General features: G+C 63.0%; 14 protein-coding genes. 9 read left to right on the top strand and 5 right to left on the bottom strand.

What is annotated here, in order from left to right; translation table 11 throughout:
* Positions 1 to 27: 27 nt before the first annotated feature.
* The 6 genes from bioB (at position 28) to KHU30_RS10210 (ending at position 6572) form a co-directional block, all read left to right on the top strand.
* The gene (gene bioB, locus KHU30_RS10235) at positions 28 to 1083 is read left to right on the top strand and encodes a biotin synthase BioB (RefSeq protein WP_211442548.1); all 1056 of its coding nucleotides are present in this window, start codon (positions 28 to 30) and stop codon (positions 1081 to 1083) included.
* A gap of 19 nt (positions 1084 to 1102) precedes the next feature.
* Positions 1103 to 3133: an acetyl/propionyl/methylcrotonyl-CoA carboxylase subunit alpha gene (locus tag KHU30_RS25720; protein WP_211442547.1), complete on the top strand. Its 2031-nt coding sequence runs from the start codon at positions 1103 to 1105 to the stop codon at positions 3131 to 3133.
* 158 nt (positions 3134 to 3291) lie between these two features.
* On the top strand, positions 3292 to 4233 hold the full coding sequence (locus KHU30_RS10225; RefSeq protein ID WP_211442546.1) for a 2-hydroxyacid dehydrogenase: 942 nt from the start codon (positions 3292 to 3294) through the stop codon (positions 4231 to 4233).
* A gap of 22 nt (positions 4234 to 4255) precedes the next feature.
* On the top strand, positions 4256 to 5164 hold the full coding sequence (locus KHU30_RS10220; protein ID WP_211442545.1) for a hydroxymethylglutaryl-CoA lyase: 909 nt from the start codon (positions 4256 to 4258) through the stop codon (positions 5162 to 5164).
* Between the two features lie 85 nt (positions 5165 to 5249).
* Entirely contained in the window at positions 5250 to 6035 is a 786-nt protein-coding gene (locus KHU30_RS10215; protein WP_211442544.1) for a basic amino acid ABC transporter substrate-binding protein, read from the top strand.
* A 54-nt stretch (positions 6036 to 6089) separates the two neighbouring features.
* Entirely contained in the window at positions 6090 to 6572 is a 483-nt protein-coding gene (locus KHU30_RS10210; RefSeq protein WP_211442543.1) for a YbaK/EbsC family protein, read from the top strand.
* A gap of 27 nt (positions 6573 to 6599) precedes the next feature.
* Here the strand turns inward: KHU30_RS10210 and creD are convergent, their stop codons facing one another.
* The 3 genes from creD to creB form a co-directional block, all read right to left on the bottom strand.
* Entirely contained in the window at positions 6600 to 7925 is a 1326-nt protein-coding gene (creD, locus tag KHU30_RS10205; protein WP_230427305.1) for a cell envelope integrity protein CreD, read from the bottom strand.
* Positions 7926 to 8094: 169 nt separating this feature from the next.
* The gene (gene creC, locus KHU30_RS10200; RefSeq protein WP_211442541.1) at positions 8095 to 9546 is read right to left on the bottom strand and encodes a two-component system sensor histidine kinase CreC; all 1452 of its coding nucleotides are present in this window, start codon (positions 9544 to 9546) and stop codon (positions 8095 to 8097) included.
* Positions 9543 to 10241, bottom strand: a complete 699-nt coding sequence (gene creB / locus KHU30_RS10195) for a two-component system response regulator CreB (RefSeq protein WP_230427304.1) — start codon at positions 10239 to 10241, stop codon at positions 9543 to 9545. Before creB ends, creC begins: the two co-directional genes overlap by 4 nt.
* Positions 10242 to 10348: 107 nt before the next feature.
* Between creB and KHU30_RS10190 the strand changes: the two genes are divergently transcribed.
* The 3 genes from KHU30_RS10190 to KHU30_RS10180 all read left to right on the top strand — a co-directional run bounded on the left by KHU30_RS10190 (position 10349) and on the right by KHU30_RS10180 (position 12577).
* Complete coding sequence (locus tag KHU30_RS10190; protein ID WP_329956668.1) at positions 10349 to 10573, top strand: DUF1289 domain-containing protein; 225 nt, start codon at positions 10349 to 10351, stop codon at positions 10571 to 10573.
* Positions 10570 to 11484 (top strand): MBL fold metallo-hydrolase, encoded by a 915-nt coding sequence (locus KHU30_RS10185; RefSeq protein ID WP_211442539.1) that lies wholly within the window; start codon positions 10570 to 10572, stop codon positions 11482 to 11484. Before KHU30_RS10190 ends, KHU30_RS10185 begins: the two co-directional genes overlap by 4 nt.
* Positions 11485 to 11617: 133 nt before the next feature.
* Complete coding sequence (locus tag KHU30_RS10180; RefSeq protein ID WP_211442538.1) at positions 11618 to 12577, top strand: NAD(P)H-dependent flavin oxidoreductase; 960 nt, start codon at positions 11618 to 11620, stop codon at positions 12575 to 12577.
* Positions 12578 to 12607: 30 nt separating this feature from the next.
* Here the strand turns inward: KHU30_RS10180 and KHU30_RS10175 are convergent, their stop codons facing one another.
* Positions 12608 to 13339: an alpha/beta fold hydrolase gene (locus KHU30_RS10175; RefSeq protein ID WP_211442537.1), complete on the bottom strand. Its 732-nt coding sequence runs from the start codon at positions 13337 to 13339 to the stop codon at positions 12608 to 12610.
* The gene (locus tag KHU30_RS10170) at positions 13339 to 14088 is read right to left on the bottom strand and encodes an META and DUF4377 domain-containing protein (RefSeq protein ID WP_211442536.1); all 750 of its coding nucleotides are present in this window, start codon (positions 14086 to 14088) and stop codon (positions 13339 to 13341) included. Before KHU30_RS10170 ends, KHU30_RS10175 begins: the two co-directional genes overlap by 1 nt.
* Positions 14089 to 14091 lie beyond the last annotated feature (3 nt).

Here is a 14091-nt window from a genome sequence, read left to right as displayed (position 1 = left end):
TTCCCTCAATACAAAGGAAGTCTGATCATGTCATCGCAACCAATTACACTGCATCCAGCCGCCAAGCCTATGGTGTTCCCTGAAGACGCCAAATGGCCGGTAGAGAAGGTGCTGGAACTGTTCAACCTGCCGTTCAACGAACTGATGTTCAAGGCGCAGCAGACGCATCGCGAAAATTTCGATCCTAACGAAGTCGAACTGGCGACGCTGCTGTCGATCAAGACCGGCGGCTGCCCGGAAGATTGCGGCTACTGCCCGCAGGCGGCGCGTTACGACACCGGCGTCACCGCGCAAAAGATCCTGCCGCTGGACACCGTGCTGGAAGCGGCGCGCCAGGCCAAGGCGCACGGCGCCACCCGTTTCTGCATGGGCGCGGCATGGCGCGAGCCGAAGGACCGCGACCTGGAAAAGGTCGAAGAAATGGTGCGTGAGGTCAAGGCGCTCGGCCTGGAAACCTGCGCCACCCTGGGCATGCTGGGCGAAGGCCAGGCGGAGCGCCTGAAGGGCGCCGGCCTCGATTACTACAACCACAACCTGGACACCGCGCCGGAAATCTACGGCGACATCATCACCACCCGCGATTACCAGAACCGCCTCGACACGCTCGACAGCGTGCGCGGCGCCGGCATCAAGGTCTGCTGCGGCGGCATCGTCGGCATGGGCGAATCGCGCCTGCAGCGCGCCGGCCTGGTGGCGCAGCTGGCCAATCTGGAGCCGTATCCGGAATCGGTGCCGGTCAACAATCTGGTGCAGGTGGAAGGTACGCCTTTGCATGGCATCGACCCGATCGATCTGTTTGAATTCGTGCGCACCGTCGCGGTAGCGCGCATCACCATGCCGAAGGCGCGCGTGCGCCTGTCGGCCGGCCGCCGCCAGATGGGCGAGGCGATCCAGTCGCTGTGCTTCCTGGCCGGCGCCAACTCGATTTTCTACGGCGACAAGCTGCTCACCACCGGCAATCCGGAAGTCGAAGAAGACCGCGCCCTGCTGGAGAAACTCGGCATGCATTCGCGCTCTTCGGTGTTCGACGCGCGCTGCGAAGTAACCGCTGACGCCGCCGCCAACAACACCCAGAAACAATAAATATAAAGGGGGAGACCGCATGTTTACCAAAATCCTGATTGCCAACCGCGGCGAGATCGCCTGCCGCGTGGCAGCCACCGCACGGCGCATGGGCATCAAGACCGTGGCCGTCTATTCCGACGCCGACGCCGGCGCCAAGCATGTCGCGGTATGCGACGAGGCAGTGCTGATCGGCCCGGCCGCGGCCAAGGAAAGTTATCTGCGCGCCGACAAGATCATCGAAGTGGCTTTGGCCACCGGTGCGCAGGCCATTCATCCGGGCTACGGCTTCCTGTCCGAGAATGCGCAGTTTGCGCAGGCCTGCGCCAAGGCCGGCCTGGTGTTCATCGGCCCGCCGGCCAGCGCGATTTCCGCCATGGGCTCGAAATCGGCCGCCAAGGCCTTGATGGAAAAGGCCAAGGTGCCGCTGGTGCCTGGCTATCATGGCGACAACCAGGATGCGGAATTTTTGCAGAGCGAAGCCGACAAGATCACCTATCCGGTACTGCTGAAGGCCAGCGCCGGCGGCGGCGGCAAGGGCATGCGCATCGTTGAGCAAAGCGCCGATTTCAAGGCTGCGCTGGCTTCCTGCAAGCGCGAAGCGATCAACAGCTTCGGCGACGACAAGGTGCTGGTGGAACGCTACCTGACGCGTCCGCGCCACATCGAAATCCAGGTATTTGCCGACAGCCAGGGCGACTGCGTCTACCTGTTCGAGCGCGACTGCTCGGTGCAGCGGCGCCATCAAAAGGTCCTGGAAGAAGCGCCGGCGCCGGGCATGACGGCGGAACGCAGGCGCGCCATGGGCGAAGCCGCGGTGGCGGCGGCCAAGGCGGTCGGCTATGTCGGCGCCGGTACGGTCGAGTTCATCGCAGATTATTCCAACGGCGAGGACGGTTCTTTCTATTTCATGGAAATGAACACGCGCTTGCAGGTCGAGCATCCGGTGACGGAAATGATCACCGGCCTCGATCTGGTCGAATGGCAATTGCGGGTTGCCTCCGGCCAGTCGTTGCCGCTGAAGCAGGATCAGCTGAAACTGAGCGGCCACGCGCTGGAAGCGCGCATCTACGCGGAAAATCCGGACAAGGGATTCCTGCCGTCGATCGGCACCCTGCGGCATCTGCGTACGCCGGCAGCAAGCACGTTTGAAGTCAGCCAGTCCGCCGGCAGCATCGTGCGCATCGATTCCGGCGTGCGCGAGGGCGACGCCATTTCGCCGTTCTACGATCCGATGATCGCCAAGCTGATCGTCTGGGGCACGGACCGGCAGCAGGCGCTGGCGGCGATGACGACCGCGTTGGCGCAGTACCAGATCGTCGGCCTCGCCAGCAACGTCAAATTCCTGCAGCGCTTGATCGAGAGCGAGGCATTTTCGCAAGCGGACCTGGATACTGGCCTGATCGAACGCCATCACGACGCGCTGTTTCCGGCTGCTGCGCCGGTGGCGATCGAAATACTGGCGCTGGCGGCGGCATCGCTGCTGCTGTCGGAACGCAATGCCGTCAAGAACGCCGGCAGCGATCCCTGGACCAGCACCGACGGCTGGCGCCTGAACAGCAACCTGCAGCGCCGGCTGGCCTTTACCGACGGCGACCAGCCCGAAGCGCTGGACGTCATGTATGAAGGCGGGCGCTGGCTGCTGCACCATGCGCAGCTGCAGGGCGAGAATTTCCGCCAGATGACTGTGCTGCACCAAGCCGGCAACGAGATTGAAATCAGCCTCGGCGACCGCACCGTGGCCGGCACCGTGGTGCGCGAAGGCGAGCAGTTCCACGTGTTTTACGCCGGCAGCCAGCACACGCTGGGCTATCTCGATCCGCTGCTGCACGCCGGCGACGCCGAAGCCGAAGGCGGCCGCCTGACCGCGCCGATGCCGGGCAAGATCGTCGCGCTGTTGGTGACCCAGGGCGAACAGGTGAAAAAAGGCGCACCATTGCTGATCATGGAAGCGATGAAAATGGAACACACCATCGCTGCCCCCGCCGATGGACTGGTCGAAGAACTGCTGTACGCGGTAGGCGACCAGGTAAGCGAATCGGCACAGCTGCTGGCATTCAAGCCAGCATAAGAAGTTAAGTGTAAGTGGGGTCAGAGTTTTTTTACGACAGCTTCATCGTCGTAAATTACACTCCCCGTGCGGCTCTGACCCCACTTAACGGCCTACGGAGTAAAGGCCATGGCATGCGCTTTATAGAAGCTAAAACAAGATAGTACGAGGACCAAACAGTGAAACTCCTGTGTTACGTACCCCCAGGCAGCGATTTCGAGACCTGGATCGCAGACTTCGGCAAAGCGCTGCCGCAAGCCGAAATCCGTTTCTGGCAGGAAGGCGACAATGCCCCCGCCGATTACGCCCTGGTATGGCGTCCGCCGGCAGCGATGCTGCAAGGACGCCACGATCTCAAAGCGATATTCAACCTTGGCGCCGGCGTCGACGCCATCCTGAAACTGGGCGACGCGCTGCCAGCCGGCGTGCCGCTGATCCGCATCGAAGACGGCGGCATGGCGGTCCAGATGGCCAGCTATGTCACGCATGCCGTGCTCGGCTATTTCGGCCGCTACGATGTTTACCGGCAACAGGCTGCGCGCCGTGAATGGCAGCCGTTGCCGGAACCTGACAAGCGCGAGTTCAGCGTCGGCATCCTCGGCCTCGGCGTGCTCGGCTCGCGCATCGCCGCGGCATTGGCGCATTTCGAATTCCCCCTCAATGGCTGGAGCCGCACTCCCAAGGATCTCCCCGGCGTGCGCAATTTTGTCGGCAATGAAGCGCTCGACGATTTCCTGCGGGCGTCGCGGGTGCTGGTCTGCATCCTGCCGCTGACTGACGCCACGCGCGGCATCCTCAACCGGGAAAACCTGCAAAAACTGCAGAAGGGCGCCGAGGGCGCATACGTGATCAACGTCGCCCGCGGCGGCCATGTGGTCGAGGCCGACCTGCTGGCGCTGATCCGGGAAGGCCAGGTCGCCGCGGCGACGCTGGACGTGTTCGAGCAGGAGCCGCTGGCGCCGGACCATCCGTTCTGGCAAGAACCGCGCATCAGCATCACCCCGCATATCTCAGCCATCACGGTGGATGAGGATTCGGTGCGGCAGATCAGCGACAAGATACGGTTGCTGGAACAAGGCAAAGCGGTGAGCGGCATCATCGATCGCCGCAACGGCTACTGATCGGCAAAACAGGAGACAGGCAATGACATTCCCCAGCAAAGTGAAAATCGTTGAAGTCGGTCCGCGCGACGGCTTGCAGAACGAAAAAGAAACCATCCCGGCCGATGTGAAAATCGCGCTGGTCGACCAGCTCACCAAGGCCGGCTTCGTCAACATCGAAGCGGCCTCGTTCGTATCGCCCAAATGGGTGCCGCAAATGGCCACCTCGGCAGAAGTCATGGCGGCCATCCAGCGCAAGTCGGGCGTGATCTATTCCGCCCTGGTGCCGAACATGAAAGGCCTGGAAGCGGCGCTGGCCGCCGGCGCCGACGAGATGGTGATTTTCGGTGCGGCGTCGGAAGCGTTTTCGCAAAAAAATATCAACTGCTCGATCGCGGAATCGATAGAGCGCTTCCGCGATGTCGCCAAGCTCGCCAAGCAGGAAGGCAAGCGCCTGCGCGGCAGCATCAGCTGCGTGTTCGGCTGTCCGTATCAAGGCGAAGTCGGGATCGATTCGGTGGTCGACGTGCTGCATCGGCTGCGCGACCTCGGCTGCGACGAAATCGACATCGCCGACACCATCGGCGTCGCCACGCCCAACAAAGTCCACAGCGTGATGCAAAGGCTGGTGCAGGAATTCCCCATCGAGCGCCTGTCCGGTCATTTCCACGATACCTATGGCCAGGCGCTGGCGAATATCTACGCCAGCCTGGAAGTCGGCATTTCGATCTACCATTCTTCCGTCGCCGGCCTGGGCGGCTGCCCGTACGCCAAGGGCGCGACCGGCAACGTGGCTTCGGAAGATGTGCTGTACCTGATGCAGGGTCTGGGCATCGAAACCGGCATCGACCTGGATGCGGTGGTCGACGCCGGCCAGTTCATTTCACGCCACCTGGGACGCAAGTCGGCCAGCCATGCGGGCAATGCGATTGCGGCCAAGCGCGCCGGCTGAAAGCTGGAAGGATGCTAGCCCTAGCCGGGCCTTAGTGCATAATCCCTCATATCAGTCTTGCCTATCAACAGAAAACGGAAGAACCATGAAACATACTCTTATCAAAACCGCCTTGCTGACCGTACTGGCCCTGGGCGCACTGAGCGCATGCAGCAAGCATGAAGACGCACCGGCCGCCGGCGCGGCGGTGAAAGAATATGTAGTGGGCACCGGCGCCACCTATGCGCCGTTCGAGTACGAGAACGAGCATAAGGAGCTGGTGGGCTTCGATATCGACGTGCTGAAGGCGGTCGCGGAAAAGGAAGGGTTCAAGGTCAAGTTCGTCAATACGCCTTTCGACGGCATCTTTACCGCGCTGGCCCAGGGTGACCGGGACATCATCATTTCCGGCCTGACGATTACCGAGAAGCGCAAGCTGACTGTCGATTTTTCGGATCCGTATTTTGAAGCCGGCCAGGTGATCGTGGTGCCTGACGATTCCAAGATCGGCAAGATCACCGATCTCAAGCCGCTCAAGGTCGGCGTCCTGCAAGGCTCTACCGGCGATGAAATGATGCAGAAGCTGGCCGGCGACAACAATGCAAACATCAAACGGTTTGAATCGACCCCGCTGGCCATGAAAGAGCTGGAAACCGGCGGCGTCAGCGCGGTCATCGCCGACAAGGGCGCGGTGGCGCATTATCTGTCCAACAACCAGGTCAAGGGCATCCACATGGTGACGGACGATAATTTCCCGAAAGAGTATTTCGGCATCGCGGTGCAAAAGGGCAATGCCGCGTTGCTGGGGAAAATCAATCAGGGCCTGGCAGCCATCAAGGCTGACGGCAGCTACGACAAGCTGCACGCCCAGTATTTTGACGCAGCCAAGTAAGACGCTGCCACGGCGGGTTGCCCGGCCCGCATTATTGGATAAGACGACGATCGTATGGAAAAATTACCGGAAAGCGCGCAGCGCGTTGCCGATCTGCTGACCACCATCGGACACGACAGGCCGGTCGTGATGCTGCCTGCAACCGGCAAGACTTCCGCCGAAGCCGCCGCCGGCCTGGGCTGCAGCGTGGCCGAGATCGCCAAGTCTATCGTGTTCCGGCGCCTGGCCGATGACGCAGCAGTGATGGTGGTCGCCAGCGGCAGCAACCGCGTCGATGAGGCCAAGGTTGCCGCCATTGTGGGGCCGCTGGGCAAGGCCGATGCGCGCTTCGTCAAGGAGCGCATCGGCTACGCCATCGGCGGCGTCTGCCCGATCGGCCACGTCGGCAAGACGCTGATGCTGATCGACCAGGACCTGTTGCAGCTGGACAGCGTCTGGGCGGCTGCCGGACATCCCCATGCCGTATTCAACCTGACGCCGCGGCAGCTGGTGAGCATGACTGCGGCGCCGGTGGCGGATATCGCGCAGCGGACCTGACGGCCGGCGCCTCAAGCCGTTCCCGCATCAGTCGCCTGGTGCGATTTTCAACGCCGCGGTCTGATACCAGTCGATCTTGCGGGTAACGATCATGATCACCGCCAGGATCACGAACAGCATCAGGCTACCCAGCATCAGCGCGTTGTCTTCCGAAATCAGCAAGCCGTACAAGGTACCGTACAACAGCGTCAGCATGGCGCCGAAGCCAAGCCCGCGCGCGGCGCTGCGCAGCACCTGGCTCAGGTAAAAGCTCAGCAGGCTGATGCAGGCGGCGCTGGCGGCCAGGTAAGCCATCCAGAAAGCGATATGTTCGGACAGGCTGACCAGTATCAGGAAGAAGATCGCCAGCCCCAGCCCGACCAGCAGATACTGGATGGGATGGATGGGCAGCTGCTTGATCATTTCAAAAATGAAGAAGCCGACGAAAGTGAGCAGCACGAACAGCAAGCCGTACTTGGTTGCGCGGTCTGCCTGCGAATAGATATTCACCGGCTCGGCCAGCTGGATGTCCAGGCTTTCCACGCCCGTCTTGTCGTCGCCGCCGCGCAGCTGGCGTTGTGCATTGGAGGCCAGCGACGACACCTCCCATACGGCATTGAAGCCCTGTTCGCTGACGTTGCGGGTACGCGGCAGGAAGCTGCCGCCGAATTGCGGATGCGGCCAGCTGGACGACAGTTCGAAACGGTTGCTGTCGCCTACCGGCGTGATCGCCAGGCTCTCGGTGCCGGCCACGGTCATGGCCAGCGAAACCTCCAGGCTGCCGCTGTCGTCCAGGCCGGGTTGCGGCAAGGAGGCATGCATGCCCTTGCCCAGGTTGCCTGCGCCTTGTTCCAGCGGCAAGGCCTGGCTGCCTATTTTCAGCAGCGGCGCGCCGAGCAGGCCGCGCACGTCGCTGATGCCGATGGCCAGGTAGGGATGGGCCAAGGTGATCTGTTCGGCGGCCAGTTGCGCGGCCGACGGCAGCTGGTACTCGATGCGGCCGTGGAAGCTGCTCTGCAATTCATACACGTGCACCTTGTGCAGGCCGCGGTAACGCTCGCCTGGCAGCAATTCGCCCTGCATCTGCAGGTCTTTCGGGAAAAACAGGTATTGCCGGCTTTCGCTGCGGCTGCGGAAAATTTTCTTGCCTTCGGCGTCTTGCGCCACTTCGTCGATCTTGATCTTGTACGGCACCACCAGCACCGGTCCGGTAATAGTCTGGCCGCCGGCATAGCTGGCAGCGATCGAGGCGATCGCCTCCTGACGGTGCTGCTGGCGGTCTTGCACGGTGTCGCGGATCAGGCCCAGCGGGATCAGGATCAGCAGGGTCAGCACAAAAATCGCCAGCAGTTTGAGTAGCAAAGGTCGGTTCATGGTCTCTCTCGTTCGGGTCAAGGTGACAGGAGGTCACGCTGGCTTCCAGTGTACGGAGCATGTGTGAATCGACAGAGGCGGTTCTGCGAGGCCGTTGCGGCGCTAATGTGAAGCCGGTGTGAAGTGGTCCAAAACAGGCCAAAGCAGACTAACGCCGGCCGACGCCGGCTCAGGCCGGGTCGGCAGGCAAGTTCAACTGCGCCTCGGCACCGCCTTCGCTGCAGTTGCGCAAGCTGACCCGGCCATGGTGCAGCTCCGCCACTTGCTGCACGAAACACAGGCCGAGGCCGGTGCTCTTTTCGTTGCTGCCCGGCCGCGGCAGGGAATAAAAACGTTCAAATACGCGCGCCAGCGCATAGGCGGGTATGCCGGGGCCGCTATCCCGCACCGATAGCTTGACGGTTCCCGGCTGCGAGAAATCGCTCTTGATGACGATCACGCTGTCCGGCGGCGAGAAATCGATGGCGTTGTCCAGCAGGTTGATCAGCGCCTGGCGCAATAGAAAAACCTCGCCGCGGATTTTCGGCTGCAGCGCCGACGCCGGCGGATAGATGTCCCTGCGTACGCTGACGCCGGCGCGCTGCAGGCGCGGTTCCAGCAGGCTGATTACTTCGTCCAGCAGCTCGCCGAGATCGATGGCGACGACGTTTTCCAAGGCTTGCCGGTGTTCGATCGCCGCCAGCGCCAGCATTTTCTCTATCAGTTCCGCCAGCCGTTGCGACTGGCTGCGGATATTGTGGGCGAAGCGGCGGCGCTGGGCCGTAGGCAGGTTTTCATCGAGCAGTTCGGCAGCGCCCTGGATCGCCGCCAGCGGACTTTTCATTTCATGGGTCAGGCTGTGGATGTAGTGCTCGACGTATTGCTTGCCTTCCAGCTTTTGCCGCATCGATTCCAGCGCCTGGCCCAGCTCGACGATTTCGCTGGCGCCCTTGGCCGGCGGCTGCACCCGTTCGCCGGCTGTCACCGCGCGCGCATAGCGCTGCAGGGCGCCCAGAGAGCGGCTGATCCACAAGGTCACCGCGAGCCCGACCGCCAGCGACAGGAACAGCAGCAGGGCGCCCCAGCGCAGGATGGTCCTCTCGCTTTGCGAGATCGCCGGCTGCAAGGTGTTGTTGGGCTTGGCCACGGTCAGCACGCCGATCATCTTGCCATTGTCGATGATCGGCGCCGCCACGTGCATCACGGTGCTGCGTTCGTCGCTGTCGACATCGCGCGTGGAACGCACGCCGTAGCTGCCTTGCAAGGTCAGGTAGACATCGTTGCGGCGCGAATAGTCCTGGCCGACGGCGCGGCCGGTGGAATCGAACAGCACAATGCCCTTGAGATCGGTCACATAGATGCGGTAGTCCAGCGTGGTTTTGCGGAAGCTCCAGATCTTGGCGTCGACGCCGCGGTGCGCATATTCGCGCACGCGGCTGGCGAAATTGCCGTCGGCGATGTGGTTTTGCTTCATGTCGTCGGCCGCCAGCTCGGCCAGGATGTTGGCGGTGTCGACCAGCGTGTCTTCCATCGCCTGCCGTACCGCTGGCTTGACCTCTGCCAGGAACACGCGCTGGATAAAGACCCCGGCCAGGCCGACGATCAGGAAATAGCCCAGCAGGATGCGGATGCCGAGCTTCATGGCGGCGCCAGTTCCAGCGAATAGCCGAGGCCGCGATGGGTGTGGATGGGATCGGCCGCGGGCGCCACGGCTTTGAGCTTGATGCGCAAGGTCTTGACGTGGGTGTCGACGGTGCGGTCGGTGCTGTCCGGCGCGTCATGCCAGATAGAATCCATCAGCTGGTTGCGGCTGAAGATGCCGCCCGGCCGGCTCAGCAGCATCTTCAGCAGCAGGTATTCATAACGCGTCAGCTGCAGGGCCTGGCCGGCATAGCGTATGCGCATGCCGAGCGTATCCATCTCGAAAGCGCCCAGCGTGACGATGGCTGCGGTGCTGCTCTCCGCTGCCGGCGCATGGCCCAGGCGACGCAGGACGACGCGGATGCGCGCCGCCAGCTCGCGTGGAGAGAAAGGCTTGACCATGTAATCGTCGGCGCCGATTTCCAAACCGATCAGGCGGTCGATTTCGCTGCCGCGCGCAGTCAGGAAAATGACCGGCAGCGAGGAAAACTTGCGCAGCTCGCGGCAGACATCGAAGCCGCTCATGTCCGGCAGGCCGACGTCCAGCACCGCCAGGTCGAACTGGCCGCTGCGCGCCTGTTGCAAGGCGGCGCTGCCGAGCAGGCAATGATGGACCTGGAATCCTTCGCTGCTGAGGGCGTAGATCACCGTGTCGGCAATGGCGCTTTCGTCTTCGGCCAGTAAAATGTTCAGCATGCGGGTGGTGCTCATGGAAGGCGGTGATGTCGCTTATTATATGGATAAGCACGACAACCGCCAGCATAGATAACATAAGCACTACAAAAAGCATCATCAGAGACCTTGTGAAAAACCAGCAAACCAAATCCGCCATGGTGCCTGCGGCTGCAGACGCCGGCATGGACTACAGCGTCTCGCCCTGCATCAACGTCTGCGTGATGAACCCGCAAACCGCCTTGTGCGACGGCTGCCAGCGCAGCCTGGATGAGATCGCCGCCTGGGGCAGCGCCGGCGAGGCGCAGAAGCGCGCCATCTGGCAGCTGATCCGGCAACGGCGCGCAGCGCGATGAGCGCAATCTCGTTACCGCCAACCATGCGCGTGCTGGAACGCGGCTGGCTGTCCTCCAACAACATCCTGTTCCTCGGCAGCGCGCAGACCGCGCTGGTGGACAGCGGCTATCTCACGCATGCGCCGCAAACCCTGGCGCTGGTGGCGCATGGCCTGCAAGGGCGGCCGCTGGACCGTTTGCTCAACACGCACCTGCATTCGGACCATTGCGGCGGCAACGCCGCCCTGCAACAGGCTTATGGTTGCCGGACCTCGATTCCCGCCGGCCAGGCCGAGCAGGTGCGGGGCTGGGACCGGGATGCGCTGAGCTATACCGGCACCGGCCAGCAATGCGCGCCGTTCACCTTCGACGACACCCTGCAAGCCGGCGACTGGCTGACCCTGGGCGACCTGCAATGGCAGGTACTGGCGGCTGCCGGGCACGATCCGCATTCCCTGGTTTTCTATTGCCCACGGCACGGCATCCTGATTTCCGCCGATGCCTTGTGGGAAAGCGGTTTTGGCGTGATCTTCCCGGAACTGGACGGCGAATCGGGCTTTGCCGAGGCGCGGGCGACGCTGGAGCTGATCGCATCGCTTGACGTGCAGCTGGTGATTCCCGGCCACGGCAGCCCCTTCACCGGCGTCGGCGCCGCGCTGGAGACGGCGTTTGCGCGGCTCGCCTATCTGGCCGCCGATCCGCAGCGCAATGCCGGCAACGCGATCAAGGTTTTGCTCAAGTTCCTGCTGCTGGAACGGCAACAGATCAGATTGACCGAGGTGGAGCAGATGCTGACCAGCCTGCCGCTGGTCGAGGCCGCCAACCGCCGCTATCTGCGGCGCAGCGGCGTCGACCTCGCCGAATGGACGGTGGCTCAGCTGCTGCGCGCCGGGGCGGCGGAAGTGCGCGACGGCTGCTTGTTAAACCGCTAATGCGGTGTTGTGGCAATATCGGAGCGGGGCGGCCGATAGCCCGGTTTAGAGGACAAAATCTAGCACGATCGTACTTTTTATTCTAGGCTTCCCCCTATAATCAGTCATCCAATTCCCAATTCAAGAGGTTGTTATGGCATTGCCAGCTGCGTTGCAAAACCTGAGCCTTCCCGTCATCGGCTCGCCGATGTTCATCGCCAGCGGCCCGGCCCTGGTGGCCGCCCAATGCAAGGCGGGCATCGTCGGTTCCTTCCCCGCCCTCAACGCCCGGCCGGCGGAATTGCTGGATGTCTGGCTGACCGACCTGCAAGCCGAGCTGGCTGCCTACCAGGCCGAGCATCCCGGCGCCAAGGTCGGCCCGATTGCGGTCAACCAGATCGTCCATCAATCGAATGACCGCCTGGCGCACGACGTCGCGGTATGCGTCAAGCATCAGGTCCCTATCATCATCTCCAGCCTGCGCGCGCCGCCGCCGGAAATGATGGATGCGATCCACAGCTATGGCGGCATCGTGCTGCACGACGTGATCTCGATCCGCCACGCGCAAAAGGCGCTGGAGGCCGGCGTCGACGGCCTGATCCTGGTAGCCGCCGGCGCCGGCGGCCATGCCGGACCGCTGTCGCCGTTTGCACTGGTGGGCGAAGTGCGTAAATTCTTCAAGGGTCCGATTGCCTTGTCGGGCGCGATCGCTACCGGCGATGCGATCCTGGCGGCGCAGGCCATGGGCGCCGACTTTGCTTATATCGGTTCGCGTTGGCTGGCGACCAAGGAAGCGCATGTCGACGATGCCTATCGCCAGGCGATCGTCGAATCGACCGCGGCGGATGTGGTGTACACCAATCTGTTCACCGGCGTGCACGGCAACTACCTGAAGAAATCGATCGTCAATGCCGGCCTCGACCCGGACAACCTGCCGGAAGCGGATAAATCGAAGATGAATTTCGGTTCCGGCGGCACCGGCGCCAAGGCCTGGCGCGATATCTGGGGCGCCGGCCAGGGCGTCGGCCTGATGGACGACGTGCCGAGCGTGGCGCAGATGGTGGACCGCCTGCAGACCGAATATCAGGCGGCGCGCCGCCGCCTGGCTCTGTAATCCCGCGCTGCTGCCGTTTCCCTATTCCTCTTATGCCGGCAAGGCGTCGATGCCGGTCAGCCAGCCGGATAGAATCTGCAGCAGCTGCTGCGGCTTTTCCAGCGGCGTCATATGCCCGCAGTTCTCGACCAGCGCCATGCGCGCCGTGGCGATCTGCTCCAGCATCTGCCGTGACTCGGCGACGCTGCTGAGCTGGTCGTTGCTGCTGGCGACGATCAGCGTCGGACACTGGATCTTGTGCAGTTCGGCGTAACCGTCGCTGCGCAGGGCCGACAACTGGCGGATGAAGACTTCCTTGCCGTTGCGCAGCGCCATCGCCTGCAGCCGCTCCAGCAGCACGCGGTCATGCGCCAGGTCGGGATGCAGCGAAGACGCCAGGGCGCGGCTGGTGAGACCCTTGAACGGCACTTGCCTGGCCAGTTCCAGCTGCATCTTGTTGCCGGCGATCTCGCGCGGGTCCTGCTGCCGCGCCGAAGTGTTCAGCAGCGCCAGCGCCGTCACCCGCTCCGGCGCCTGCTGCATGATGGCCTGCGCCACATAGCCGCCCATGGAAAAGCCGATCAGGACGAAACGCGGCGGCGCCTGCCGCAGCACGCGCGCCGCCATGGCGCTGATCGAATCGTCCTGGCCGAGATCGCCGAAGTGCAGCTGGCCCAGCTGCTGCAGTCCTTCGCGCATGTCGTCCCACAGCGTTTGATCGAGCATGAAGCCGGGCAGCAGCAACAGCTGCCGTTGCTCATTGTTATTGACCGATGAAGCCATTATTTCTTGACCACTTCCTGTTCCACGATCATGTCGAGCGTCCACTTGATCGAACTGGCGTCGGCCGGCGGATTGAGCACCGGCTCTTCCAGGATCCGCAGCCGATAGGCGATGCCGGGTTCGAAATTGAAGCCGGCGATATTGCCGTACCAGAGCTGCCACGGATCTTCCTTGCGCTCGCGGATCTGCAGGCAGGTGGTGCGCATCACGCCGGCGCTGCACGGCGCTTTTTGCGAAGCGACGTAGACGAACTTGATCTTGGCGGCGGCGCTCGGCTTTTCGCGCTGATAGAAGCTGAGGGTCTGGCCGTCCACGGTTTTCATTTCCAGCACCGGGCCGCTGATCTTGTAGTTGTCGACGGCTTGCAGCTTGTCGAGGAAATCGGCTTCGAACTGCATCGCCGGTGGCGCGCAAGCCATGCGCGTGGTCACGGCTTCGACGATGGTCAGCTGGCCGGCGGCGCGCACCGAGTAAGGGGCGGAAAATTGGTTGCAGCCGGCGCGGCCGCTGACCCGGCCCTTGCCATCCTGCATGTCGAAATTGAGGATCACCGGTTCGCCATTGTCGCCATGCGGGACGGTGTGGCCGGTCCAGCCGGTCAGTTCCCAGCGCACGGCGGACAGCGCCGGATCGTTGCCGGCCGCCGGCGGCGTACCGGCGCAAGCGGCCAGGGTAAAGCCGACGGCGGCGCTGACGGCCAGCCCGCGCAATACGGAGCGCGGCAGTGAAGAAATCGGGGCAAGCGTCATGGG

The organism is Collimonas humicola (genome assembly GCF_018304945.1).
In the GTDB taxonomy this organism is placed as follows: Bacteria; Pseudomonadota; Gammaproteobacteria; order Burkholderiales; family Burkholderiaceae_D; genus Collimonas; species Collimonas humicola.
The sequence above is the reverse complement of the archived record's forward strand: the minus strand, read 5'-3'. Positions and strand labels throughout refer to the sequence as shown.